Origin of the sequence: Xanthomonas phaseoli pv. dieffenbachiae, assembly GCF_008639345.1 — a bacterium.
Classification (GTDB): Bacteria; Pseudomonadota; Gammaproteobacteria; order Xanthomonadales; family Xanthomonadaceae; genus Xanthomonas; species Xanthomonas phaseoli.
Map to the genome: position 1 here is coordinate 4,882,880 of NZ_CP041380.1, position 24,905 is coordinate 4,907,784.

General features: G+C 63.1%; 16 protein-coding genes and 4 pseudogenes. 14 read left to right on the forward strand and 6 right to left on the reverse strand.

Translation table 11 applies throughout. The features are described 5' to 3' along the window. Positions 1–74 precede the first annotated feature (74 nt). The 13 genes and pseudogenes from FLG15_RS21685 to FLG15_RS21750 form a co-directional block, all read left to right on the forward strand. Entirely contained in the window at positions 75–578 is a 504-nt protein-coding gene (locus tag FLG15_RS21685; RefSeq protein ID WP_005993934.1) for an Hcp family type VI secretion system effector, read from the forward strand. A 201-nt stretch (positions 579–779) separates the two neighbouring features. Beyond that, the gene (locus FLG15_RS21695) at positions 780–1,574 is read left to right on the forward strand and encodes a type VI secretion system accessory protein TagJ (RefSeq protein WP_057677687.1); all 795 of its coding nucleotides are present in this window, start codon (positions 780–782) and stop codon (positions 1,572–1,574) included. Positions 1,575–1,580: 6 nt separating this feature from the next. Further along, the gene (gene tssE / locus FLG15_RS21700; RefSeq protein ID WP_017157737.1) at positions 1,581–2,084 is read left to right on the forward strand and encodes a type VI secretion system baseplate subunit TssE; all 504 of its coding nucleotides are present in this window, start codon (positions 1,581–1,583) and stop codon (positions 2,082–2,084) included. 4 nt (positions 2,085–2,088) lie between these two features. Further along, positions 2,089–3,972, forward strand: a complete 1,884-nt coding sequence (gene tssF, locus FLG15_RS21705) for a type VI secretion system baseplate subunit TssF (RefSeq protein ID WP_150147387.1) — start codon at positions 2,089–2,091, stop codon at positions 3,970–3,972. Next, positions 3,936–4,976: a type VI secretion system baseplate subunit TssG gene (gene tssG, locus FLG15_RS21710; protein ID WP_057677688.1), complete on the forward strand. Its 1,041-nt coding sequence runs from the start codon at positions 3,936–3,938 to the stop codon at positions 4,974–4,976. The genes tssF and tssG overlap by 37 nt, the downstream gene beginning before the upstream one ends. 56 nt (positions 4,977–5,032) lie before the next feature. Then, positions 5,033–6,889: pseudogene (locus FLG15_RS21715) on the forward strand (AAA family ATPase); the annotation flags it as partial. A gap of 70 nt (positions 6,890–6,959) precedes the next feature. Continuing rightward, positions 6,960–8,047 (forward strand): IS3-like element ISXcd1 family transposase gene (locus FLG15_RS21720; protein WP_223842567.1). Its coding sequence is split into 2 segments (ribosomal slippage): positions 6,960–7,212 and positions 7,212–8,047, totalling 1,089 coding nucleotides; the frame shifts between segments, so codons are not numbered across the junction. Positions 8,048–8,085: 38 nt separating this feature from the next. Further along, positions 8,086–8,491: pseudogene (locus tag FLG15_RS21725) on the forward strand (integrase core domain-containing protein); the annotation flags it as partial. A 395-nt stretch (positions 8,492–8,886) separates the two neighbouring features. Further along, positions 8,887–10,686, forward strand: coding sequence for an allophanate hydrolase (atzF, locus tag FLG15_RS21730; protein WP_150147390.1), 1,800 nt, complete (start codon positions 8,887–8,889; stop codon positions 10,684–10,686). A gap of 83 nt (positions 10,687–10,769) precedes the next feature. Further along, on the forward strand, positions 10,770–14,417 hold the full coding sequence (uca, locus tag FLG15_RS21735; RefSeq protein WP_057678178.1) for an urea carboxylase: 3,648 nt from the start codon (positions 10,770–10,772) through the stop codon (positions 14,415–14,417). Between the two features lie 421 nt (positions 14,418–14,838). Then, positions 14,839–15,057, forward strand: a complete 219-nt coding sequence (locus FLG15_RS21740; RefSeq protein ID WP_081023071.1) for a hypothetical protein — start codon at positions 14,839–14,841, stop codon at positions 15,055–15,057. Positions 15,058–15,109: 52 nt separating this feature from the next. Continuing rightward, entirely contained in the window at positions 15,110–15,817 is a 708-nt protein-coding gene (locus FLG15_RS21745; protein WP_139790887.1) for a hypothetical protein, read from the forward strand. 988 nt (positions 15,818–16,805) lie between these two features. Then, positions 16,806–17,156: pseudogene (locus tag FLG15_RS21750) on the forward strand (XVIPCD domain-containing protein); the annotation flags it as partial. Between the two features lie 36 nt (positions 17,157–17,192). Here FLG15_RS21750 and FLG15_RS21755 read toward each other — a convergent pair. The 6 genes and pseudogenes from FLG15_RS21755 to FLG15_RS21780 all read right to left on the reverse strand — a co-directional run bounded on the left by FLG15_RS21755 (position 17,193) and on the right by FLG15_RS21780 (position 23,891). Further along, positions 17,193–18,280 (reverse strand): IS3-like element ISXcd1 family transposase gene (locus FLG15_RS21755; protein ID WP_223842567.1). Its coding sequence is split into 2 segments (ribosomal slippage): positions 17,193–18,028 and positions 18,028–18,280, totalling 1,089 coding nucleotides; the frame shifts between segments, so codons are not numbered across the junction. A gap of 48 nt (positions 18,281–18,328) precedes the next feature. Beyond that, positions 18,329–19,660, reverse strand: a complete 1,332-nt coding sequence (locus FLG15_RS21760) for a site-specific integrase (protein ID WP_150147392.1) — start codon at positions 19,658–19,660, stop codon at positions 18,329–18,331. After that, complete coding sequence (locus tag FLG15_RS21765; protein ID WP_150147395.1) at positions 19,657–20,943, reverse strand: tyrosine-type recombinase/integrase; 1,287 nt, start codon at positions 20,941–20,943, stop codon at positions 19,657–19,659. The genes FLG15_RS21760 and FLG15_RS21765 overlap by 4 nt, the downstream gene beginning before the upstream one ends. Before the next feature lie 147 nt (positions 20,944–21,090). After that, a pseudogene (locus tag FLG15_RS21770) lies at positions 21,091–21,393 on the reverse strand (PA0069 family radical SAM protein); the annotation flags it as partial. Positions 21,394–21,578: 185 nt separating this feature from the next. Next, complete coding sequence (locus FLG15_RS21775) at positions 21,579–22,280, reverse strand: 2OG-Fe(II) oxygenase (protein WP_057679172.1); 702 nt, start codon at positions 22,278–22,280, stop codon at positions 21,579–21,581. A 270-nt stretch (positions 22,281–22,550) separates the two neighbouring features. Then, positions 22,551–23,891, reverse strand: a complete 1,341-nt coding sequence (locus FLG15_RS21780) for an outer membrane protein transport protein (protein ID WP_057679173.1) — start codon at positions 23,889–23,891, stop codon at positions 22,551–22,553. Between the two features lie 218 nt (positions 23,892–24,109). Between FLG15_RS21780 and FLG15_RS21785 the strand changes: the two genes are divergently transcribed. Then, a complete protein-coding gene (locus FLG15_RS21785) occupies positions 24,110–24,802 on the forward strand; it encodes a rhomboid family intramembrane serine protease (RefSeq protein WP_017155963.1) in 693 nt (230 codons plus the stop codon). Positions 24,803–24,905: the final 103 nt, after the last annotated feature.

Consider the following 24,905-nt stretch of genomic DNA (forward strand, 5'->3'; position numbering starts at 1 on the left):
GCATTCGCGTCACGCACGACGCCACTGCGCGTCGCGCCATCTCGTGTTGTCACTCTCATTGAAGGAGCAGTTCCATGGCGTTCGACATGCATATCAAGTTCGGCAGCGGCAAGGTCAAGATCGAAGGCGCGTCCAACCACAAGAAGCACAAGGGCGAGATTCCGATCCTGGCCTGGTCGTGGGGCGCGAGCAATTCCGGCGACCTGCACACCGGTGGCGGCTCGGCCAGCGGCGGCAAGGCGCATATCCAGGACATCTCCATCACCAAGTACGTGGACGGCTGCTCCAACGCGCTGCTGGATGCAGTGTGCACCGGTGCACGGGTGGAAAACGCCTGGCTGTACGTCACCAACGCCACCGGCGAGCAAAGCGACTTTCTCACCCTGGAATTGAGCGAAGGCGTGCTGATTACCTCGCTGTCGACCGGCGGCTCCGGTGGCGAAGACCGCCTGACCGAAAACGTGACGCTGCACTTCGGCAAGTTCAAGTACGGCTTCCAGCCGCAGGACGACAAGGGCACCGCGCAGGGCGGGGCGAAGGAATTCACCTACGACATTCAGGGTGTGGCCAAGGCCTGACGCGGGCGCAGGCCACCACAACGCCTTCGCCACGCAGGTGCGTTTGGCGACGCGGTGCGGCACGACATGCGTGTACATCGCTCGCTCTGCGCCGCCCATCGGAAGTTGACGCTGTGACGTTGGCTGCCTCCGATGGCGGCAATGCAATGACTGGCGGTGCCGCGCACGGCACCGCCACCTTCTTCGATAAGGAACCGCGCGATGGATGCCACCGCACAGACCCTGCTTGCCCAAGGCGAGCCGGCGCAGGCGTTGCAGCAACTGATCCAGCAGGTGCGCCGGCAACCGGCCGACGCAGCGCAGCGCGTGTTCCTGTTTCAGTTGCTGGCCGTACTCGGCCAGTGGTCGCGCGCCGCAGATCAGCTGCGCGCCTGCGCTGAGCTGGATGCCGCCACGCAGCCCTTGGCGCAGACGTACCTTGCAGTGCTGCAGGGCGAACAGACGCGCGCTGAGGTGTTTGCCGGCGCGCGATTGCCGCATGTGATCGGTGAGCCGGCCGAATGGTTGGCGATGCATCTACACGCGCTGCAACTATCGGCGCAAGGGCATGGCGAACAGGCCGCGGCGTTGCGGGCGCAGGCGTTCGCGTTGGCACCGGCCAGTGCCGGCGTGCTCGATGGCGAACGCTTCCAGTGGCTCGCAGATGCAGACACCCGTTTCGGGCCCTGCATCGAACTCATGCTCGACAGCGGCTACGCCTGGGCACCGCTCAGCCACATCCAGCAGTTGCGCATGCAAGCGCCGCGGGATCTGCGCGACACCGTGTGGGCGCCGGTGAGCGTGCTATGGCGCAACGGTGGCCAGGCCTTCGGCTACCTGCCGGTGCGGTATCCCGGCAGCGAGCATCTGGATGCCGGCGAGCTGCAATTGGCGCGCCGCACCGAATGGACGCATGGCGCGCAGGGCGAGATCGGCCTGGGCCAGCGCATGTGGAGCACCGAGTTGCGCGAGATCGCGCTGCTCGATGTGCGCGATGTGCAATTCGACGCGGGCTGACACGCCATGGCCGAACTCACCACCACCGAACGCCTGCAGCCCTCGCTGCTGGACCGGCTCACCGATGTCGCGCCCAGCCAACGCGAAGAGAGCCGCGAGCAGCGCGTGATTTCGGCCACGCGCCTGCGCGAGTGCGTGATTCGCGATCTGTCGTGGTTGCTCAATGCCGTGAATCTGGAAACCAGCCGCCCGCTGGAAGCGCACCCGCAGGTACGCAGTTCGGTGCTGAATTACGGCATCCCGGATCTGGCCGGTGTTGCAGTGACCGGTATCGATGCGGCCGCGCTGCAACAACGCATTCGCGAGGCGATTCTGGCGTTCGAACCGCGCCTGATTCCCGAGACGCTGCGCGTCAGCGTGCATGCCGATGCTGCGCGCATGGACCGGCGCTCGCTGTTGTTCACCATCGAATCGGAGATGTGGGCGCAGCCGTTGCCGTTGAACCTGTACCTGAAGACCGCGCTGGACCTGGAAACCGGCCGGCTCGATATCGTCGAAGGGCACGGCTGACCTCATGGACCCGCGCCTGCTGCCGTACTACACCCGCGAGTTGCAGCACGTGCGCGACATGGGCGCGGAGTTTGCGCGCGAGTATCCCAAGATCGCCGGCCGGCTCGGCCTGGATGCATTCGAATGCGCCGACCCGTACGTCGAGCGGCTGCTGGAAGGCTTCGCATTCCTGGCTGCGCGCGTGCAACTCAAGCTGGACGCGCAGTACCCGGTGTTCACCCAGCACCTGCTGGAGATGGTCTACCCGCATTATCTGGCACCGCTGCCTTCGATGGCGGTGGTGCAGTTGCAGCCGGACCTGAAAGACAGCGGGCTGGCAGCAGGCGTGGCCGTGCCGCGACAAAGCGCGTTGCGCAGCCTGATCGGCGCCGGCGAACGTACCGCCTGCGACTTCCGCACCGCGCATGCGGTGACCTTGTGGCCATTGCAGCTGGCCGAGGCCAAGTATCTGGAATCGCCAGCCGCATTGGCCGCTGCCGGCATCGCCTTGCCGCCCGGGCGCGTGGTGCGTGCCGGCGTGCGTCTGCGCTTCGAGCTGGTGGGTGGTGCGCAGACGCACGCGCTGGCGCTGGATCGGCTGCCGCTGTTTCTGGCCGGCGCCGATGGCTTGCCCAAGCGGTTGTACGAACAGCTGCATGCCGATACCACTGCGGTGGTGGTGCGTGGCAGCGGTGCCGGCGGTGGCACGCTGGAGATGACGTTGAGCGCCGATGCCGTGCAGATGCGCGGCTTTGCCGACGACGATGCATTGATTCCCTACGACGGCCGCTCGTTCAGTGGTTACCGCTTGCTGCAGGAATATTTCGCCTGTCCGGAGCGCTTTCTGTTCGCAGAACTCACCGGACTGCGCGCGCCATTGCGGCGGTTGCAGGGCAGCAGCTTCGAGGTGGTGGTGTTGCTGCAACGCAGCCTGCCCAGCCTGGCTGCGGCAGTGGGCGCCGAGCATTTCAAATTGTTCTGCACGCCGGCGATCAACCTGTTCCCGCGGCGTGCCGATCGCATCCATCTGCAAGCCGGCCTGCACGAATACCACGTGCTGGCCGACCGTACCCGGCCGATGGATTTCGAGATCCATCACCTGGGCGAGGTGGAAGGCTTCGGCGATCGTCAGGAGCCGGAGCAACGCTTCACCCCGTTCTACGGGGGCGACGCTCGCACCTGGCATGCGCGGCATGGCGCGTTCTACAGCATGCGCCGCGAGCCGCGCATGCTGTCGGCACGGCAGCGCCGTGATGGCGCGCGGTCGAGCTATGTGGGCAGCGAAGTGTTCGTCAGCCTGGTCGATGCCGACGATCAGGCACGCAGCACGCGCCTGCGTCAGCTTGGGCTGCAACTGTGGTGCAGCAACCGCGATCTGCCGCTGCATATGCCGGTAGGCAAGGGCGCCACCGATTTCACCATGGACAATGGCGTGCCGGTACAGAGCGTGCGTTGCGTGGCCGGACCAACCAAGCCGCGCCCGGCACTGTCGGATGGGCAGACCGCGTGGCGCCTGCTCAGTCAATTGCAGCTCAATTATCTGTCGCTGTTCGAAGACGGCGCCGACGGCGCCGCTGCGCTACGCGAGATCCTCACCTTGTACTGCGACCCGTTCGATGCATCCGCGCAGCGGCAGATCGAAGGCGTCAAGCAGGTGAGCGGCACACCGATCGTGCGGCGCATCCCGGTGCCTGGCCCGATCACCTTCGGCCGCGGCCTGGAGATCACGCTCACCTGCGAGGATGCCGCCTTCGAAGGCACCGGCGCGTTCCTGCTGGCTTCGGTGCTGCGGCACTTCTTTGCGCGCTATGTCTCGGTGAATTCGTTTACCGAGACCGTGCTGCGTACCACCGAACGTAACGAGGTGGCCCGATGGCCAGCCCAGCCCGGCACGCGCCCGCGCCTGTGAGCGCCGCGGCTGCTGCGCTGGCGCAAGCGCTGCAGACCCGGCCACAGGATTTCACTCCGTTCGCGGCTCTGCGCGCGATCGAGCGCTGCCATCCGCTGCAGCCGCGCCTGGGCGAATCGGCGCGCGCCAGCGACGATGTGCTGCGGCTGCGGCATGCGCCGTCACTGGCTTTCGCGCCACGTGCGCTCGATCGCTACACACCGGCAACGCACGATCAGCCTGCCGCGCTGTACGGTCTATTTCTAGGCCTGTTTGGGCCGAATGCGCCATTGCCATTGCACCTGACCGAATACGCCATCGAACGGGCGCAGCAAACCAAGGACGGCGCCTTCGCCGCGTTTGCCGATGTGTTCCATCACCGCATGCTGAGCCTGTTCTACCGCGCTTGGGCGCAGGCACAGCCCAGCGTGCAGGCCGAGCGGCCGGCGAGCGACCAGTTCCGTGCCTGGCTGGATGCATTGGTTGGTATTGCCAGCCCGCATCTGCGCGACCGCGACGCCTTGCCGGACGACGCACGTCGTTACTACGCCGGCCGTCTTGGCACCGCCACGCGTACGCCGGAAGGCTTGCGTGCACTGCTGCAGCAGGTGTTCGAATGGCCGGTGCAGGTGCAGGAATTCATCGCCGAATGGATGCGCCTGCCGGCCGATGCGCACTTGCAACTTGGTCTGGGCCCGCGCAACGCGCAGCTGGGCGTGGACAGCGTGGTGGGCGCACACGTGCGAGGCGCCCAGCAACGGGTGCGCATCTGTCTGGGGCCGCTGCCCCGCCTGGTGTTTCAACGCTTCCTTCCGGGAGGCCAGGCGCTCAGGCAGCTCACCGCCGCAGTACGCAGCTATCTGGGCGACGAATTCGGCTGGGAACTGCAGCTGTTGCTCAAGGCCGACGAGGTTCCCACCCCGCAGCTGGCGCGCAATAGCCGGCTGGGCCTGGACACCTGGCTGGGCCGCCGCGCCTGGAGCATCGCCGACGCCGACGAGGTGCTGCTGCGCCCATCGGGCTGACGCGCACCGCTCTCCCTTTCGCTCACACGCAACGTACCGACTTCGAAGGACGCATCATGGCCGAGATCTCCCGCAGTGCCCTGTTCGGCAAGCTCAACCCGCTGGCCTATCGCGGTATCGAAAGCGCCACCGTGTTCTGCAAGCTGCGCGGCAACCCGTACGTGGAGCTGGTGCACTGGCTGCATCAATTGCTGCAACTGCAGGACTCGGACCTGCACCGCATCGTCAAGCATTTCCAGCTCAATCCTTCCGCGTTGGCGCGCGATGTCACCACCGCGCTGGATGGCCTGCCGCGCGGCTCCACCGCCGTCACCGACCTGTCGGCCAATGTCGAAGAAGCGGTCGAGCGCGGCTGGGTGTATGCCTCGCTCAGCTTCGGGGAGGCGCAGGTGCGCACCGGCTACCTGGTGGTCGGCATGCTCAGCGAACGTGGCTTGCGTAATGCATTGCTGGCGATCTCCAAGGAGTTCGACAAGCTCAAGCCTGCAGTGTTGGACGAGCACTTCGCGCAGATCGTCGCCGGCTCGCCGGAAGGCGGCCTGCTGCCCAGCGATGGATTTTCGCTAGGTCAGTCCGCTGCACCGGGCGAGGCCAGCGGCGCCATCGCCCCGGCCGCGATGGGCAAGCAGGAAGCGCTGAAGAAATTCACCACCGACCTCACCGCACAAGCGCGCGAGGGCAAGCTCGATCCGATCATCGGCCGCGACGACGAGATTCGCCAGGTGGTCGGTATCCTGATGCGCCGCCGCCAGAACAACCCGATCCTGGTCGGCGAGGCCGGTGCCGGCAAGACCGCGGTGGTGGAAGGCTTCGCCCAGCGCATCGCCCGTGGCGATGTGCCGCCTGCATTGAAGGACGTGCAACTGCGCACGCTGGACGTGGGCCTGTTGCAGGCAGGCGCCAGCATGAAGGGCGAGTTCGAACAGCGCCTGCGCGCGGTGATCGACGAAGTGCAGGCCAGCCCCAAGCCCATCATCCTGTTCGTGGATGAAACCCACACCCTGGTCGGCGCCGGTGGCGCGGCCGGTACCGGCGATGCCGCCAACCTGCTCAAGCCGGCGCTGGCACGCGGCACGCTGCGCACCGTGGGCGCGACCACCTTTGCCGAGTACAAGAAGTACATCGAGAAAGATCCTGCACTGACCAGGCGCTTCCAGGCCGTGCAGGTGGACGAGCCGGACGAAGCCAAGGCGGTGCGCATGATGCGCGGCGTCGCCTCGACGATGGAACAACACCACCGCGTGCAGATCCTGGACGAAGCGCTGGAAGCGGCCGTCAAGCTCAGCCACCGCTATATCCCCGCGCGCCAGCTGCCGGACAAATCGGTGAGCCTGCTCGACACCGCCTGCGCGCGCGTCGCGGTCAGCCTGCACGCCACGCCGGCCGAGGTGGACGACAGCCGCCGCCGCATCGAAGCGCTGGACACCGAGCACGCCATCATCGAGCGCGAGCGTGCGATCGGCATCGTGGTGGAGGAGCGTGCTGCTACCTGTGCCGGCCTGCTGGAAAGCGAGCACGGCCGCCTACGTGATCTGGAGCAACGGTGGGGTGCCGAAAAGGCGTTGGTCGACGAGCTGCTGTCGCTGCGCGCACGACTGCGCAGCAGCAATGCGCCGGTGGAAGGCACCGGTAGTGCGTTGGAAGCAGAGGCCGAGGCTGACACCGATGCCGATGCCGCTGTCGCACAGGCAGCGTCTGGCGACACTGCCGTACTCGAAGCGCCAATACGCGTGGATCGCGACACGCTGCTCGCACGCCTGCAGCTGGTGCAGGCCGAACTAGCCGCCTTGCAAGGCGAATCGCCCTTGATCCTGCCCACGGTCGACTACCAGGCGGTGGCCGCCGTGGTCGCCGACTGGACCGGCATCCCGGTCGGGCGCATGGCGCGCAACGAGATCGACACCGTCCTGCGCCGGTAATCCCCCCACAGGTTAGCTGACGCCAGAAGTGGAATTTTCTCGTACCCTTTTCCGAGGAGGTTCCATGAAGACATCCCGCTTCACCGACAGCCAGATCATTGCCGTCCTCAAGCAGGCCGAGGCCGGCACGCCCGTGCCGGAGTTGTGCCGGGAACACGGCATCAGCTCGGCGACGTTCTACAAGTGGCGCAGCAAGTTCGGCGGCATGGACGCATCGCTGATGTCCCAGCTCAGGGAGCTGCAGGACGAGAACCGGCGCCTGAAGAAGATGTACGCCGATGCCCAGCTCAGCGCCGACCTGCTGAAGGAGGCGATGGCAAAAAAATGGTGAGGCCATCTCAACGCCGGGAGATGGCCCGATGGGCCGTAGATGGTGGCCACACGAACATCCGGCATGCCTGCCGGACCTTTGCGGTGAGCGAGACCTGCTTTCGCTATCAAGCCAAGGCCAGCGAGGAGAACGCCCGGATTGCCGATTGGCTGGTGCGGTTGACCACAACCTATCGTGATTGGGGGTTCGGCCTGTGCTTTCTGCACCTGCGCAACGTGAAGGGCTTTGGCTGGAATCACAAGCGGGTGTACCGCATCTATCGGGAGCTGGAGTTGAACCTGCGGATCAAGCCGAAGAAGCGGCTGGTGCGCGAGCGGCCAGAGCCGTTGGCGGTGCCGGAGACGATCAACCAGGTCTGGTCGATGGATTTCATGCACGACCAGCTGGCCGACGGCCGCAGCTTCCGGTTGTTCAATGTGCTCGATGACTTCAACCGTGAGGGTCTGGGCATCGAGGTCGACTTATCGCTGCCATCGGCCCGGGTGATCCGCTCGTTGGAACAGATCATTGACTGGCGCGGCAAGCCAAACGCCATTCGCTGCGACAACGGCCCGGAGTACATCAGCGGCGCGCTGCTAGCTTGGGCACAGCAGCGCGGGATTCGGATCGAGCACATCCAGCCAGGCAAGCCGCAGCAGAATGCCTATGTCGAACGTTACAACCGCACCGTCCGCTACGCCTGGCTGGCCACAACGTTGTTCGACACCATCGAGCAGGTTCAGGACAAGGCCACGCGCTGGCTATGGACGTACAACCATGAGCGCCCCAACATGGCGCTCGGCGGTATCACGCCAGCAATGAAATTGGCGATGGCCGCCTAGCTCCACTTTTGGCGAACGCTCAAAGCGGGGGGATTACCCGGGCAACCAAGTGCCTGGTGATCGTGGACGATGCCACGCACGAAGCAGTCGCCATTAGAGGTGGAGCGCGCCATCTTCGGCCATGGTGTGGCACGCGTGCTGGAGCGACTGGCGCACAGTCGCGGCCTGCCAAAGACGATCCGTAACGAGCGTGCCTCCCCTCGGGGCATCACGGCGGGAATTCTGCGGCAAGGCCATGGTTGCCTGGGCGCACGATCATGGCGTCCAGTTACGGCTGATACAACCCGGAAAGCCAAACCAAAATGCCTACGTCGAATCGGTCAATGGCCCACTGACATCGGACGGTGGCGACGCTAGTACAACGAGAATCGACCCAAAAAAGCGATCGGCGTCATGGCACCGGCTTCCTACGCCCAGCACCTAGCCAACAGCGAGATCATCAACCACAGACTCCAAACCCGACTGCTACTTAGGATGGGGGACGTCGGGGTATGTATGGGTTTCCGGGCGAATAAGAAAAAAGCCCTCGGCAGTGGTTCCGCTCGGGGTCTTGCTCAGGGCGTGGCATCGGCACGCAAAGAGGAGGAGGCCGCAAGGCAGAGGGTCAAGTCCGCTCAGAAAGTCGACCTGACCTCATTTTCGATCACTCAGGATAATTCCTTCGCAAAGGACGTCGTCGCTTCTCGCAAAAAATCCCGTTCCTGCGCCACCTGACGTATCTATGGGCGTCGGAATGCGCGATCACCTCAAGAATTCTCAGATGGGTCTCAGTTGTTGAGTCGACCAGTTGCTGCGCGTGCCGAGGAGCTTCCCGCGACCATCCAACTTGTCGAGTGACCATGACCACCACCGCTTTTTGGACCCTGGCCGATTGGCAATCGGCGTATGCGCAGGGCGCCGCTCCTGCCCAACTGCTGTCTTCCCTCATCGCCGGCCTGCCGCAAGGTGATGTCGCCTGGATTTCCCTGCTCTCCCTGGACGGTCTGCAGTCGCGGCTTGCCGGACTTGCCCAACAACTGATGCGCGTTGGCGGCGACCTGTCCAAGCTGCCCCTCTACGGCGTGCCCTTCGCCGCGAAGGACAACATCGATGTCGCGGGGTTGCCCACGACCTGTGCCTGCCCGGAATTCGCTTACCAGCCGACGCACAACGCCACCGTGATCGATCGGCTTGAAGCCGCTGGCGCGGTGGTCATCGGCAAGACCAACCTCGACCAGTTCGCCACCGGCCTGGTGGGCACGCGCTCGCCCTATGGCCCGGTGCCCAATGCCTTCAAGGCCGAGTACATCAGTGGTGGATCCAGTTCGGGCTCGGCCTCCGTGGTGGCCCGTGGCCTGGTGCCGTTTGCGCTGGGCACCGATACCGCCGGCTCCGGCCGCGTGCCGGCCGGCCACAACAACCTGGTAGGCCTGAAGCCTACGCGCGGAATGGTCAGCACCAGCGGACTGGTGCCTGCCTGCCGTACGCTGGATTGCATCACGGTGCTGGCGCTGAGCGTAGATGACGCCGATGCAGCGCTGCGCGCGATGGGCGGCTTCGATGCCTCCGATGCGTATTCGCGTCAGGCGCCGGTCCGTCCCGCCAGCTGGCCCGCCAAGCCCGTGCTGGGCATTCCCGCCTCGCCCGACTGGTTTGGCGACATCCAGGCCGAGCGCGTCTACACCGATGCGCTGCGACGGTTGGACACCATCGGCGTGGAACTGGAGCCGATCGACTTCGCGCCGTTGTTCGAGGTCGCTGCGCTGCTCTACGAAGGCCCCTGGGTCGGCGAACGCTACGCCGCCATCGAGGAGCTGATGAACGCCAAGCCAGATGTCGTGCACCCGGTGGTGCGCGACATCGTCCAAAAGGCGACGAATTACAGCGCGGTGGACGCCTACAAGGCCGAGTACCGCCGCATGGCGCTGGCACGCAAGGCCGACGCTCTCATGCAGGGGCTGGATGGCCTGCTGGTGCCCACCGCGCCCAGCATCTACACCATCGAGCAGTTGCTGGCCGACCCGGTGACGATGAACGCGCGCATGGGCGTCTACACGAACTTCGTGAACCTGCTCGACTTCAGCGCCATTGCGCTGCCGGCCGGCATGCGCGCCGATGGGTTGCCGGCAGGCATCACGCTGATCGCACCGGCTTGGCACGAGGCGCGGCTGGTCGCGTTCGGCCGGCGCTGGCAGGCGGCCGCGCCTTGGAAGCGCGGTGCTTCGCAGCAGGATCTGCCACCGGTCGATGCGCCAGCCGCCCCAAGCCTCGATGGCCAAGTCGTCGTCGCGGTCGTCGGCGCGCACCTATCGGGCATGCCTTTGAACGGGCAGCTCACCGAGCGCGGCGCCACGCTGCTGGAGAGCACGCACACCTCGGCGGCGTATCGCCTCTATGCCTTGCCCGGCACCGTGCCGCCCAAGCCGGGGCTGCTGCGCGCGGGCGAAGGCGCGCCCATCGCGGTCGAACTATGGGCCATGCCGGTCGAGCGCTATGGCTCCTTCGTCGCCTTGATCCCATCGCCCTTGGGTATCGGCAGCCTGGATCTGATCGATGGCCGCACGGTCCAGGGGTTCGTCTGCGAGTCCTGGGCCACGCGGGGAGCGGAGGACATCACTGTGCTGGGCGGTTGGCGTGCCTACGTCGCCCGGAAGGACTAGACCATCGCGCACGAACTTCACCTACCCATTCGCAGTGGGCTCCGGTCCGAAGCCAAGCCGCTGCATCGACCGGAGCACGCCATATGTTCAAGAAGGTCCTCATCGCCAATCGTGGGGAGATCGCGGTGCGCATCGCGCGCACGCTCAAGAAGATGGGGGTGACATCGGTCGCGGTGTATTCCGACGCCGACCATGACAGCCTGCACGTGAGCGTTGCCGACGAAGCGGTGGCGCTGAACAGCGGCGGTGGCAGCAGCGCCGCCGAGACCTACTTGCGTGGCGATCGCATCCTGGAGATTGCCCGGACGACCGGTGCCGGGGCCGTCATCCCCGGCTATGGGTTTCTGTCCGAAAACACCGCGTTCGCCGAGCAATGTGCGCAGGCCGGCGTCGTCTTCGTCGGCCCCACACCCGAGCAAGTGCGCCGCTTTGGCCTCAAGCACACCGCGCGCGCGATCGCCGAGGCCGCCGGCGTGCCGCTGACACCTGGCACCGGCCTGTTGCAACGTCTGGACGATGCGAAAGTCGCCGCACAGCGCATCGGGTATCCCGTCATGCTCAAGAGCACGGCCGGCGGCGGTGGCATCGGTCTGTCGCGCTGCGATAACGCCGCCGAACTGGCCACGGCCTACGATTCGGTGCAGCGCCTTGGCCAGAACTTCTTCAAGGACAGCGGCGTGTTCATCGAACGCTTCGTTGCCGATGCGCGCCATGTCGAAGTGCAGATCTTCGGCGACGGCAAGGGCCGCGTTGTGGCGCTGGGCGAGCGCGACTGCTCGCTGCAGCGGCGGCACCAGAAGGTGGTTGAGGAAACACCTGCGCCGCACCTGCCGCACGCGACCCGCGCCGCCTTGCTGGACGCCGCCGTGAAGCTGGGCGAAGCGGTGAACTATGTCTCGGCCGGCACGGTGGAATTCATTTATGACGCTGCGCGCGATGCCTTCTATTTTCTTGAGGTCAACACGCGCCTGCAGGTCGAGCATCCCATCACCGAGGCGGTCACCGGGCTGGACCTGGTCGAATGGATGCTGCGCATTGCCGCTGGCGAGCCGCCATCCTTCGACGATCTGCCCACACCGCAGGGCGCTGCCATCGAAGTGCGCGTCTATGCCGAGAACCCGGTGCGCGGCTTTCAGCCTGCGCCCGGCGTACTGACCGATGTTCAGTTCCCCGAAGGCGTGCGCGTGGACACATGGGTGCAGACCGGTACCGAGGTGTCTGCCCATTACGACCCACTGATCGCCAAGGTCATCGCCCACGGCTCAGACCGTGAGCAAGCCCGCCAGAAATTGCTGATGGCGCTGGAGTCGACGCGCCTTGACGGCAGCGCCACCAACCTGGACTACCTGCGCAGCATCGTGCAAAGCAGGGAATTTTCGGCCGGGACGGTGTCCACCTCGTTGCTGGACCGCTACGACTATGTCTCGCCCGTGGTCGAGGTGCTGGAATCGGGGACCTACACGACGGTGCAGGATTACCCTGGGCGTACCGGCTATTGGGACATCGGCGTGCCGCCCTCCGGACCGATGGACGACTATGCCTTTCGCCTTGCCAACAGCATCGTCGGCAACCACGAGAGCGCTGCCGGCCTGGAATGCACGCTGCAAGGGCCGACACTCAAGTTCCATGGCGATGCGGTGATCGCGCTCACCGGCGCGCCGGCACCGGCGACCCTGGACGACGGTGAACCGCTGCCCTGGTGGACGCCGATCGCAGTGCGCGCCGGCCAGGTGCTGCGCATCGCCAAGGCCAGCAGCGGTTGCCGCAGCTACATCGCGATCCGGCGTGGCATCGATGTGCCCGAGTACCTGGGCAGCAGGTCCACCTTCGTGCTCGGGCAGTTCGGCGGCCATGCCGGGCGCACGCTGCGCGTGGGCGATGTGCTGCCCATCAGCCGGCCCGAGCTGGCGGTCTGCGCCACGCCAGCGCCGGCCTGCGTGCCGGCCATGGCACCGCACGAACTGGTGCCCAGCTATGGCAAGCACTGGGACATCGGCGTGTTGTACGGCCCCCACGGCGCACCGGATTTCTTCAGCGAAGACAGCATCGCCAGTTTTTTCACCACCGACTACCAGGTGCACTACAACTCCAACCGCCTGGGTGTGCGGCTGGTGGGCCCCACGCCCAAGTGGACGCGCAGCGACGGCGGCGAGGCCGGGCTGCATCCATCGAATGTGCACGACTGCGTGTATGCCATCGGCAGCATCAACTTCACCGGCGATACGCCGGTGATCCTGACCTGCGATGGCCCCAGCCTGGGCGGCTTCGTGTGCCCGGCAACCATCGTCAAGGCCGAGCTCTGGAAGGTGGGCCAGGTCAAGCCGGGCGACACCATCCGTTTCAGGCGCATGGGCTTCGATGAAGCCCTGGCGCTGGAGAAGGCGCAGGACGAGGCCATCCGCCTGCTGCGCCCGCTGCCGGACCTGCCCGCGCTGGATCTTCCCGCGGCACCGGCGACGGTTTCCGAATGCGTGCTGGCCGAGCTGCCTGCCGAAGGCGAACGCCCGGCCGTGGCCTACCGGCAGGCTGGCGACAAGTACATCCTGCTCGAATACGGCCCCAACGTACTCGACCTTCGGCTGCGGCTGCGCGTCCATCTACTCATGGAAGCGCTCAAGGCCGCGAAGCTGGACGGCGTGCATGAGCTTTCGCCCGGCGTGCGCTCTGTGCAAATCCACTACGACAGCCGCGTCATCGCGCAGTCGGTACTGGTCGAACGCCTGATCGCCTTGGAAACGCAATTGCCCAGCGTGGAGGGTCTTCAGGTCCCGAGCCGCATCGTGCATCTCCCCATGGCCTTCGAGGATTCGGCCACGCTGGGCGCGGTCACGCGCTACATCGAAACGGTGAAGGGCGACGCCCCCTGGCTGCCCAACAACGTGGACTTCATCCAGCGCATCAACGGCCTGGAAAGCCGCGAGGATGTTCGCACCACGGTGTTTGAAGCCAGCTACATGGTGCTGGGGCTGGGCGACGTGTACCTGGGCGCGCCCTGTGCCGTGCCGCTGGACCCGCGCCATCGGCTGCTCACGTCCAAGTACAACCCGGCACGCACCTTCACGGCTGAAGGCACGGTGGGCATTGGCGGCGTGTACATGTGCATCTATGGCATGGACTCGCCCGGCGGCTACCAGCTTGTGGGCCGTACGGTGCCGATCTGGAACAAGTTCCTGAGAAACCGCCAGTTCGGTGCGGAACCCTGGCTGCTGCGCTTCTTCGACCGGGTGCGCTTCTATCCAGTGACCGAAGTCGAACTGGATCGGTTCCGGGCCGACTTCCGTGCCGGCCGCACGCACATCAAAGTCGAAGATGCTGTGTTTGATCTGGCCGAGCACGAGCGGCTGCTAGCGCAAGACGCAAGCAGTATCGACGCATTCCGGGAGCGGCAGCAGGCCGCCTACGCCGCCGAAGTGGCGCTGTGGCAGAACGACCCCAAGGTGGACGCGGTGGAGGATGCCGAGGAGGCCGTCATGCAGGCTGTCCACGGAAGCGCGGTGGTGGCGGACATGTGGGGCAATGTGTGGAAGGTTCTTGTCGACGTCGGACAGCAAGTCCAGATCGGCGAACCGCTGGTGATCCTGGAAGCCATGAAGATGGAGTTCCAGGTCGCCGCACGTCAGGCAGGAACGGTCGCGGCCTTGCATTGCAAGGCGGGCAAGCCTGTCGCCGCGGGAGACGCGTTGGTGGTGATTCGACCGCACCCTGTGGCTGCGACTGCGCCTCACGCGTGACGTGGCGTCGCCGCGGTCGGTATGCCTGCGACGTCGGCAACAGCACGGGAGCGCCAGTGCTCCCTAGTGGAGAGCTTCTTCGGCCAGCCCGAAGGCGAGAGGATCGGGCGATGTTTCTCTATTGCCCAGGTGCGCCGCCCGCGCAGAGGTGCTCGATTGCATCGGGATATTCAACACTCCCGACGCCACCTTAGTTCAATGAGCGACCTGTTTCCTGAGAGTTTGAACGGCGCTACGCGCAACGGGTGTCTCGAGTGTCTACGAAACCCTGGGCGTATCAGGTCAAGTGCACTCAGAAGGTCGGGCTGAGCGGGTTTCCAGATCGCCTGGCGGCAAGGCGGGTCGGTGTAGCCTACCCCTTCACCGACGCAGTCTGCCCGACGCTAGCCTGCGAAGGCAGATCCATATCCAAGGAGTGGGAATGAAAGCGTTTCACGTGCGCGGGAGTGTGTGGAAGGCCGATGGCAAGCATCCTGTATTGCCCACTGAAGCCATGGTCGAATGCGCGAGCGAAGAAGACATCGCCGATGCGCTTAGCGATGCTTATGGACGGCTGGCGAGTGACTTCGCTGTCGTAGACGGTGCTGATGGCACCAGTGATCCGAGCGTGATTCCATCCTTGGACGAGCGCCATACCTGACGATTAGACTCTGGCGGCAACGAAGCACATCGAGCATCCACGGAGCCTCAGCTTGCGGTTACTGATTCGCAGCATTGTGGTGTTTACCCTTTCGTTAGGCACGCTGGCCTGTGCTCAGGGACCGGGGACTGACCATGCCTCTCAGGAGAAAACGATGGAAGGACATCCCCCCAGCGCCGCAGACGTGCGCTCCGAGCAAGACAAAGGCGCTGCTATTGCGGACAGGGCTGCAGACGAGGCCAGCCGGCGAGCCGCTCCCAATGCTGTGGTGTTGGGCGATTACCCACCATTGCCGCAAGGCCCGGCGCTAACGTCAGGTGTATTGGTCGAAGCCATCGTTCGAATGGCCAAATCATTCGAAACCAGAGCAGACATGGCGCCGATGCATGTTGCGCAAGTGTCAGGGCTTAAGGTGGCGCCAGACAGTCAAGGGCGGCGCACAGGGCTCCAGGGCGCACTAGTTGCGGGGCGATACGAGTTCGCTGTGTGGAAGCCCTACGCACGTCATCCTGGCCACACCATCGAGCTGACCGTGCAGCCATCCGAGGCCTGCGAGCTGTCGTTCAAATCGCTGCATGACCCGTTGGTTGCCGCCGGGTTCGGTGTGACCAAGAGCGCGGTGGGCTTCAAGCCGAGGGTTTACTTTGAGCGAGCACTCGCAGAAGGGCTTGGCTTGTATGTGGTCGTCAGCACGGACAAGCACGACGACCCACGCTGCGTTTCGCGGGTGAGGCTCGAAATGGAGCCGCGTGATGGCTGATCAGCGCGATATTGACCGGTTGCTACAGGACCTGGAGCAGCAGCCGGGCCTCCCCAAGGGCGCAGTGCGTGACCTTCGAGAGGCCATCGATACATCGCCTTATTTGACTTCGGTGATGACGCAAGCCATCGACCTGGGCACCTTGCGTCGCATGGAAGTGTCCAACCATCCGAACGAGGGCGGGCACTACGATGACAAGACGGGCACCGTCAGCATCAACACCTCGATTTTCGCGCCGTCCATCCGGTCCGACCGCTTGGACATGTTGGCCGGAACATTGGGACACGAGACCGGGCATGCGCTGATGGCGCCGTCGGCGCAGGTTTCCCTGAACACCTTTGTGTTCAAGCTCGATACCGCTCTAAAAGACGGCGTCCAATACGGTGAGTCGGTGGTTGATGTGACCGCGCCATCCAAGGACTACTTCGCGTCCGCGAGGCAGAACGAAGCCTTAGCAGAGTTGGTGAGCATGAATTCCGTTGCCAGTCGAGTGACGACGACCACGGGAGAGTTCAACCAGGCCCAGTTTCTGCGTCGCGTCGAGCCAATAACCGCTTGCGTGAAAGACGGAAAGCTAGAGCCAGGCATCCATTTGGACGAGCGCGGACTTCAGCGGACGGGAAACAGCATTTCCAGTCCTGCCGTGGAAGCGGTCGCCGTGTGTCACTTCGATCGAAGTGACAGCAGTATGGGCAGTCAGGGCAGTTCCAACTACACCGGTTATTACGCGGCCGATGCCGTGAGTGCGGGCGCTGCCTTGCTGAAAGAGCGCGCAGGCTCGACTACCCAGGCGTTGCCGCGCCTGGGTTACAACCTCGCAGAGCTCGGCACCGATACGGCCAAGCTGGAGGGCGCCGGTCTGAACTTGGGCGGGCAGGGCAGAGTGTTTGGATTCGTCGATACCTCCCATGGTCAGCAGCGAGAAGTCGAGGTGCGTCAACAGGGCACAGCGCAGCATCGCCCGGATATTGAGCCTCTCTCGCTTCAGTCACCTTCGCGGGTGCTGGCCGACAATCCCGCTCACTCGGACCACTCGACCTATCAGCAGATCCACTCCTGGGTGCAGGGCACCGGCAACTGGAACGACGAAGAGAGCCGGAACGTCACCGCAGCCCTCTACAAGCAGCAGATCGAAGACCCTTTGCTGAAGCGCGTGGACCATGTCACAGGCGGCCTGGGGAAGGATGGTGCCCACAACGTCTTTGCGGTTTACGCCCCGCATGGGATGGGAGTCGCGCCCATGTTTCACGCACATGTCGATGGGCGCGAGGCGTCCCGGCAGCCGGCCCAGCAGAGCCTGCAGCAATCGGAGGCCATCAAACAAGATCAGGTGCGTCGGTAATCCCCCCGCTTTGAGCGTTCGCCAAAAGTGGAGCTAGGCGGCCATCGCCAATTTCATTGCTGGCGTGATACCGCCGAGCGCCATGTTGGGGCGCTCATGGTTGTACGTCCATAGCCAGCGCGTGGCCTTGTCCTGAACCTGCTCGATGGTGTCGAACAACGTTGTGGCCAGCCAGGCGTAGCGGACGGTGCGGTTGTAACGTTCGACATAGGCATTCTGCTGCGGCTTGCCTGGCTGGATGTGCTCGATCCGAATCCCGCGCTGCTGTGCCCAAGCTAGCAGCGCGCCGCTGATGTACTCCGGGCCGTTGTCGCAGCGAATGGCGTTTGGCTTGCCGCGCCAGTCAATGATCTGTTCCAACGAGCGGATCACCCGGGCCGATGGCAGCGATAAGTCGACCTCGATGCCCAGACCCTCACGGTTGAAGTCATCGAGCACATTGAACAACCGGAAGCTGCGGCCGTCGGCCAGCTGGTCGTGCATGAAATCCATCGACCAGACCTGGTTGATCGTCTCCGGCACCGCCAACGGCTCTGGCCGCTCGCGCACCAGCCGCTTCTTCGGCTTGATCCGCAGGTTCAACTCCAGCTCCCGATAGATGCGGTACACCCGCTTGTGATTCCAGCCAAAGCCCTTCACGTTGCGCAGGTGCAGAAAGCACAGGCCGAACCCCCAATCACGATAGGTTGTGGTCAACCGCACCAGCCAATCGGCAATCCGGGCGTTCTCCTCGCTGGCCTTGGCTTGATAGCGAAAGCAGGTCTCGCTCACCGCAAAGGTCCGGCAGGCATGCCGGATGTTCGTGTGGCCACCATCTACGGCCCATCGGGCCATCTCCCGGCGTTGAGATGGCCTCACCATTTTTTTGCCATCGCCTCCTTCAGCAGGTCGGCGCTGAGCTGGGCATCGGCGTACATCTTCTTCAGGCGCCGGTTCTCGTCCTGCAGCTCCCTGAGCTGGGACATCAGCGATGCGTCCATGCCGCCGAACTTGCTGCGCCACTTGTAGAACGTCGCCGAGCTGATGCCGTGTTCCCGGCACAACTCCGGCACGGGCGTGCCGGCCTCGGCCTGCTTGAGGACGGCAATGATCTGGCTGTCGGTGAAGCGGGATGTCTTCATGGAACCTCCTCGGAAAAGGGTACGAGAAAATTCCACTTCTGGCGTCAGCTAACCTGTGGGGGGATTACCCACTGACCTTCTCGGTATCTCCAAAAGTATCTCATTGAGGTACTCGGCTGCAGCTAACCGAATGGCGCTTGAGCCTGCGGCTTTGAGGCCTCGGTCCCTGAAGAACCTGGACTTCCTTTCGGCTGAAAGATTGTAGGTCCCACGTAGCGGCTGTCCCAGCGAGCGGATTGCTCCGATCTTTCTAGTCTTGAACTTGCACGCGTACAGAAATAGATCGTCACGTATTCGTTGGGGCGCGTACGCCCGAAGGTGTTTGGTCCATCGCTCAATAAAGTCTATAACGTTGCAGGGATTGAACAACTCGTCGCTTTTAAAGAACGAGCGATGAACCATGCCTTTTCCACGAAACTTTATACTCGATAGTTTGTACTTATTTGAGAATAATCCTGAACACCTGTCGATATTTGAGATGCGCAAGCAGCACATTGGCTGTTCGTTCCAATGTGTGAAGCACTGAAGAATGATGAATGCAGGTATCAGATAATGTACGTTTGGATTGATAATTTGAGCGACACGCAGGTAACCCACCTCTTCCAAGCGAAGAAAGAAATTAGGTTCGTGTTGCTTTAGCCATTTGCGCTCCGGAAGTACGCCTCCATACTTGACTATCGCCTGAGCGCACACTCCCTCAAGTGTGTTTGGAATAACTGAGTGACTTTTGATAAGAGCAAGATGGTGGTCAATCTGTGTAAGCGAGAGATCCAACTCTCTAAAATTTTGTTCATGCGCATTTATCGCGGCGGTCATCAACCTCAAAAAATGCTCTTGTGATATTGCTTCCTTCTCTTTCCCCTCATTTCTGTGTGGATTTTCTCCAGGCCACGGATTAATTGGAATATCATGCTGGACGCCGAGCTTTGATAGCTTTGGAGAAAGCCGTGAGATCAACTTACGTAGGGCACTCAGCTTGTGCATCCTATCGGAATAGCCCCAAACGCATTTTTGTCCATCTCTTCTTTTTCTTAGCCATTGTGTAAAATCTTGAAAAGTTGCTCGATCAAGGCTACGTAGCTCGGTGTGAGGAGAGGTTTCGTTCAGGTATTGAATAATTCCGTAGCGAAGCGATCGGTGCGTTCCGTTCCGAGTTGTTGCTCTTTCTGATGCAAGGATGGCAAGTGTTGCATCAATGAGATCTTCGGCGATTTGAGAGAGACCTGCCCATCCGGAAAAGTCGTAAAGCTTGATATCTTCATCGAGTGGCCCTTCGCACTGAAAGTGCAGTAATCCTTTTTTCTCAACTCGAGAGAAGCGCACTTGAGTAGGACCGAATGAATTCTGGCCGGACTCCGTTCGAAATCGCGTACGTTTCATGTTGCGTACCCATCCAGTGCATTCATTAGATGGCGTTGATCCTTCTCGGACAGCTCTTCTTCTAGTAGCAGGCTCGCGTTTAGGTATATTTGTTCTGTGGTAGATCTGTTTGCATGTCCAAGAAGCGCCTGAACTTTCTTTGCCGGGTCGGGATTTCCCGCACGCGCTTCCAAGATGAAGTGCCACAAAGCAAAAGAATGTCTACAAGCGTGCGGGGACGGGATACTGTTGTTTACGGTTTCTCCAACTGCACGTATTGCGGCGCGCCTCATTATCTTTCTGAAGTTATTTGCTGTTAGCGCTTGACCACGAGAATAACGAGCAATCGCATGATTGACGAAGACTTGGTTATGCTGTGCCTTTGCTTTCGAAGCGAGTACGGCGTCGGCACGCTCGGTAGAAACATAGATACTTAGTTCTGCCAATAGCCAAATAGGGACAATGAGTTTTCGATGCGTTCCTCCTTTTCCCATTACTTGTATGTGGCAAGCTGCAAGGGAATTCTCCTTACCGACTTTTTGAAATGGCAGCTCGCTAATCTTGATTGATAGCGCCTCTGAGATTCGGGCACCGGTATTCAGCAAGAAGGCAAACAAGAGGCGATCCCGAGTCAGAACTTGCGTTTTTTCACTGGGCATCTGGCCAAGGTTTTTGCTAATTGCCTCTACAAGGTCCGTAGCAATATGTTTCACCAGCGCATCCGTTGCAGGTGTCTTTGGCACTTGAACGTCCGGGGCTATGACAAGCTTTTCCATTCCTCTTCGCAGGACCTTTGCGATTTTGAAGCGATTTTTCAAACAGCCGTTATTCTGTAGATAATGAAAGAGCCGCTTTGCAGTCGATACCCTCTTGATGACTGTCCGATCTGCATAGTTCAGAGATGTCTGCGGACTCACTACATACAACATGCTATCGGCATACTGCTGGAGCAGTTCTTCCGAGAACTCTGCAAGCGTTGTGTTGATTTCGTTGGCGAAGAAGAGCAGGTCAACCAAGTCTTCAGCGTTAGCCTTACTTGTATTGGACTGGTGGCGAAGCTTTGGCCTACCCAGCAGGCTGACGTTCTCCGAAATCAAGAAGTCGTAGACATCGGGGATAGGAACTGACGTACGTCTATCGACAACGAAGTAGAAGCCCGCGGGAAGGGCGGCGGTAGACCCCAGCAAGTGACGCGCCTGCCCGCGGGCAGGCAGAGCAACTACTTGGGCGATCTGAGGCTGGTAGATATCCAAGACTGCTTCTCCCGGGGGCCGGAACGAAGAAATCACGGCCTTGGGGGTCATGCAATCTAGCGAGCGGCCAACATCGGGCCAAGTTGAACACTGTCGACCAAGGCTTCGGAACCTAGCTTAGTTCGTTCAGTGCTCCATCTCAACGAAAGCGCTGCTAACCAACGTCCAACGCAGCCCCTAGTTGTGAACAATCTACCAAAACACCATACCATGCTCACATCCCCGGTACGGGTTCACCGACTGCGAGAACCCGATGTCGGGTGAGTTGTTGCGGCTGATGATGCTGCGCGCGATTTCCTCGGCCACCACGGTCTTGGGACGCATGGCAGTCTCGCCATCGGCATCGGCCGCGCCCCAACCATCGTCTATCTCGACGGCGGTGGTGACCGAGAAGCGACCGGGCACGTAGGCGGTGGTGCCGCGCCCCTTGATGACCGTGCGCGAGCTGCGGACATCCCGCTCGGTTGCCGTGCTCGCGCTGGGGAAAGAGTTCTTCTGCATCCAGTTAGTATTCTTACTAACGAGGCGCGGTGCAAGCGAGATGTACTGGACAAAGGAGCGAGCCGAAGCATTGCAATGCAGGGCGTACTCAAGCGCTGTGTAGTTGCGGGAATGGGGCGTCGGCAAAACAACAGCAACAGCCACCGCCGACAGCTCCGCCGTTGCGATTGCCCATTCCCGATTCCCTATTCCCCGCCGTAAAGTGACTGCGCCGACTGAAACAGAATCCAGCTGGTGGCAATGAACTTGTCGCCTCCCACCGGGCGGTTGCCGCGGTGGGTGTGGGTGAAGGCGGTGGGAGCGATCAGCAGGCTGCCGGTGCGTGGGCGCGCCTTGCGTTGCTGGAACAGGAATTCGGTTTCGCCCTGCGCGAATTCCTCGTTGAGATACAGCGTCCACAGCAGATGCCGATGCAGCGTTTCGGCACTGGCATCGCGCGGATACAGCTCGCAATGCCAGTACGGGTAGCCGCCCTGGTCGGCGGTGTACCACTGCAGATTGATCGCGCCCGGGCGCAGGCAGGTGCGTGCCAGATCGCCCAGCGCCTGGTCGCTCATCTGCGCGATATCCTCGGCCACCAGGCGATGCGGTGTGCCATCGGCCGTGGTCACCTGCAGCATCAGCGGTGAAATCAACGCTTGCGGATACTGCCGCAGATAGGTGAGCAGGCCCTCGAACACGGCCTGTTGCAGGCGGCTTTCCACTTCCGCCCATTCGGCCATCCCGCTGATGCGCAGATCGCGGCTGTGTTTGAGGTCTGGGAATACACCGCCACCGATGCGGCCCGGATGCAGCTGCTGGCTCTGGCGCATGCGCTGCACGATGGCCAGGCAATCCTCGCGCGCGATGGCGTTGTCGGTGATCTGGATGAAGTCGGGTTGGCTCATGCGCCTGACCATAGCAATCCGGCGCGCCGGCTGCAGCGTTCGGCAGGCGTTGCGTGCCGGCGGGATCCGCGCGCGAGGTTGTCGGGATCACCAGTGCGTGTTGAGGTGGGGCCGTCGCGCAGGGTGGGCAAGCGCTGCGCCGAGGCGATCTGTCCTGTCTTTGCTTGTTGCTTGGTGCCGGCCGCCCGTGTCGTGGGTGGCGCGTGCAAGGCACCAAAGAAAAACCCCGCCGAAGCGGGGTTTTTCGTCACGCAACGCGTGCTGCGGCGATCAGAACTTGTAGTTGATCGAAGCGGCCAGCACGTCGCCCTTCACGTCGTAGCTGCCGGCCAGACGGTCGCCGGTGGCACTGCGGGTGTCGCTGGTCGGGTCGCTGGTGAACAGGTGGGTGTAACCGAAGTTGTACTCGGTCTGCGCCGACGGACGCCAGCTCATGCCCAGCGACACCCACTTGCGGCTTGCGTCCGGCACGCGCACGTCGCGGTGTTCGGCCGTGGTCGGGGTCTGGTCGTAGGCCAAGCCGCCGCGCAGGGTCACCGTATCGCTCATGCGGTAGTCGGCACCGATCGAGGCGAAGGTGGTATCGCGGTAGGAGAAGTCCAGCACGCTGTCGGGCTGGTTGGACGCGAAGTCCACGGTCACCTGGTCGAACTTGCTCCAGGCGGTGCGGGTCACGTCGGCCATGATCGACCACTGCTCGTTCACGTTGTGCGTGAAGCTGGCGGTGGCGCTGGCCGGCAGCTTGACGGTGGCGCGGCCCTTGGTATCGACGAAGGTACCCGGCGCGGCCACGCTCAGCACGGCGGCAGCACTGCCCGGCACGGTGAAGTCGGCGGTGCCGTCGGTGATCTTGTGTTCCACCTGCGAGCGGTAGCTGAAGCCGATGTGGGTGTTCTCATCGATGCTGAACAAGCCGCCCAGGGTGAAGCCCACTTCGGTGCTGTCGCCCTTGATGCGCGAGTAGCCATCGGCGCTGCCCGGCGCGAAGCCCGGCACGCGGCGCGCAGCCAGCACGCTGCCGAAGTCCACCGCGTTGGCCAGGTCGATATCCAGACGCTCGGCGAACACCGAGGCACCGAAGGACACGTACGGGTTCACGTCATAGGAGAACGCGACGTTGAAGTCGATCGCCTGCAGCTCGGTCTTGGTGCCGTGGTAGCGGCCGACCCAGTCGCGGTCGTATTCGGTCTTGAAGCCGAACGGCACGGTCAGCGAGGTGCCCAGGTGCATGTTGTCGTTCTCGCCGAACGGCACGTGGAAGTACATCGCCGGGACCGGCGCGATCATGCCGGCGTCGCCGCCGTTGCCGCCGGAGACCGGAGCGCCGTTGGCGTAGGCCGCGGTGTCGGGCTGGAACTTGGCCGAGAAGCTGATGGCGCTGACGTCGGCCTGGAACAGGCGACCGTCCAGCTGGCGCATGCCTGCCGGGTTGTTGGCGATGATGGAGGCATCATCCGGGGCGCTGCCCGAACCTGCGAATGCGCGGCCGAGGCCCTTGGCGCTGTTTTCCTTCAGCTGGAACGCGGCGCCGTGCGCCTGACCAACGGCCAGCACGCCAGCGATACCGACGGCCAACAGGGTGGCGCGGCTGAGAGTGGAAGCGGTAGACATAAGTTGTAGCTCTCCGGATAAAGACTGCAATGGTCGGTTCAGCGCCCGCGTCCAGCACCAATCCAGTGCCCGGAGCGCGCCGGAGACCCCCCCCCGACATACGACGCCGTACGCAGTATACCCATGACGATTAACCGAACAATAACGAGGCGCGCGCTGAACGTGCCGTCAGGTTAGGGTTGGGTTCAGCAGCGTGGACCGGCTATTGTCCCCGTCCGATGTTCGTCTCTCTCCCTTCCCGCAAGAAACCCACCCCGCGCTGGGCGGTGCCGTTGCTGTTCGCCGCGGTGTGGCTGGCGTATCTGTGGTCGATCAGCCGGCCGGGCGAGGCGCGCAATACCTTGTGGCTGGACTGGGGCGCGCTCTCCAGCGGGGTCTCCAATCTGGGCGACTGGTGGGCCACCTTGCGCGACGGCAGCGTGCTGCGCCTGTTCACCGCGCTGTTCCTGCACGCGGACTGGTCGCATCTGCTCGGCAACCTGGTGTTCCTGCTGATCTTCGGGCTGCCGGCCGAACGCATCCTGGGCCCGTGGCGGTTGTTGCTGCTGTTCCTGGTGGGCGGCGCGGCCTCCAACCTGGCGGCGATCTTTGCCATCGGCACGCCGGACCGGGTGATCATCGGCGCCTCGGGTGCGGTGTCGGCATTGATCGGCACGTACCTGGCGCTGTTTCCTGGCGCCAAGCTGGGCGTGGTGCTGCCGCTGGGTGTGTTTCTGGAATTCATCCGGGTGCCGGCGCCGTTGTTGATCGGCGCCTGGGCGCTGCTGCAGGTGGTGTTCGCCTATATCGGGCCGGCGTTCGGCATGGTGGCGTGGTCGGCGCATATCGCCGGCTTCGTGTTCGGCATCGTGTACGGCCTGTACGTGCGCGCGGCGATCGCGCGGCGGCTGCGCAAGCGCCACGGTTTCTGAGGCGCACAGCACACACGCTGTAGCCGCAGGCCGCCACCCGTGCGGCCGAGGTACCGGCACGATGCGGCGCACGTCGCTGCCCAGGCGCGCGCCTATAATCGGG

Coding starts and splice junctions, on each gene's coding strand:
- atzF (WP_150147390.1), top strand. CDS start 8,887: ATGACCACCACCGCTTTTTGGACCCTGGCCGATTGGCAATCGGCGTAT.
- tssF (WP_150147387.1), top strand. CDS start 2,089: ATGGACCCGCGCCTGCTGCCGTACTACACCCGCGAGTTGCAGCACGTG.
- tssG (WP_057677688.1), top strand. CDS start 3,936: ATGGCCAGCCCAGCCCGGCACGCGCCCGCGCCTGTGAGCGCCGCGGCT.
- tssE (WP_017157737.1), top strand. CDS start 1,581: ATGGCCGAACTCACCACCACCGAACGCCTGCAGCCCTCGCTGCTGGAC.
- FLG15_RS21695 (WP_057677687.1), top strand. CDS start 780: ATGGATGCCACCGCACAGACCCTGCTTGCCCAAGGCGAGCCGGCGCAG.
- uca (WP_057678178.1), top strand. CDS start 10,770: ATGTTCAAGAAGGTCCTCATCGCCAATCGTGGGGAGATCGCGGTGCGC.
- FLG15_RS21760 (WP_150147392.1), bottom strand. CDS start 19,660: ATGAAACGTACGCGATTTCGAACGGAGTCCGGCCAGAATTCATTCGGT.
- FLG15_RS21780 (WP_057679173.1), bottom strand. CDS start 23,891: ATGTCTACCGCTTCCACTCTCAGCCGCGCCACCCTGTTGGCCGTCGGT.
- FLG15_RS21775 (WP_057679172.1), bottom strand. CDS start 22,280: ATGAGCCAACCCGACTTCATCCAGATCACCGACAACGCCATCGCGCGC.
- FLG15_RS21685 (WP_005993934.1), top strand. CDS start 75: ATGGCGTTCGACATGCATATCAAGTTCGGCAGCGGCAAGGTCAAGATC.
- FLG15_RS21785 (WP_017155963.1), top strand. CDS start 24,110: ATGTTCGTCTCTCTCCCTTCCCGCAAGAAACCCACCCCGCGCTGGGCG.
- FLG15_RS21740 (WP_081023071.1), top strand. CDS start 14,839: ATGAAAGCGTTTCACGTGCGCGGGAGTGTGTGGAAGGCCGATGGCAAG.
- FLG15_RS21765 (WP_150147395.1), bottom strand. CDS start 20,943: ATGACCCCCAAGGCCGTGATTTCTTCGTTCCGGCCCCCGGGAGAAGCA.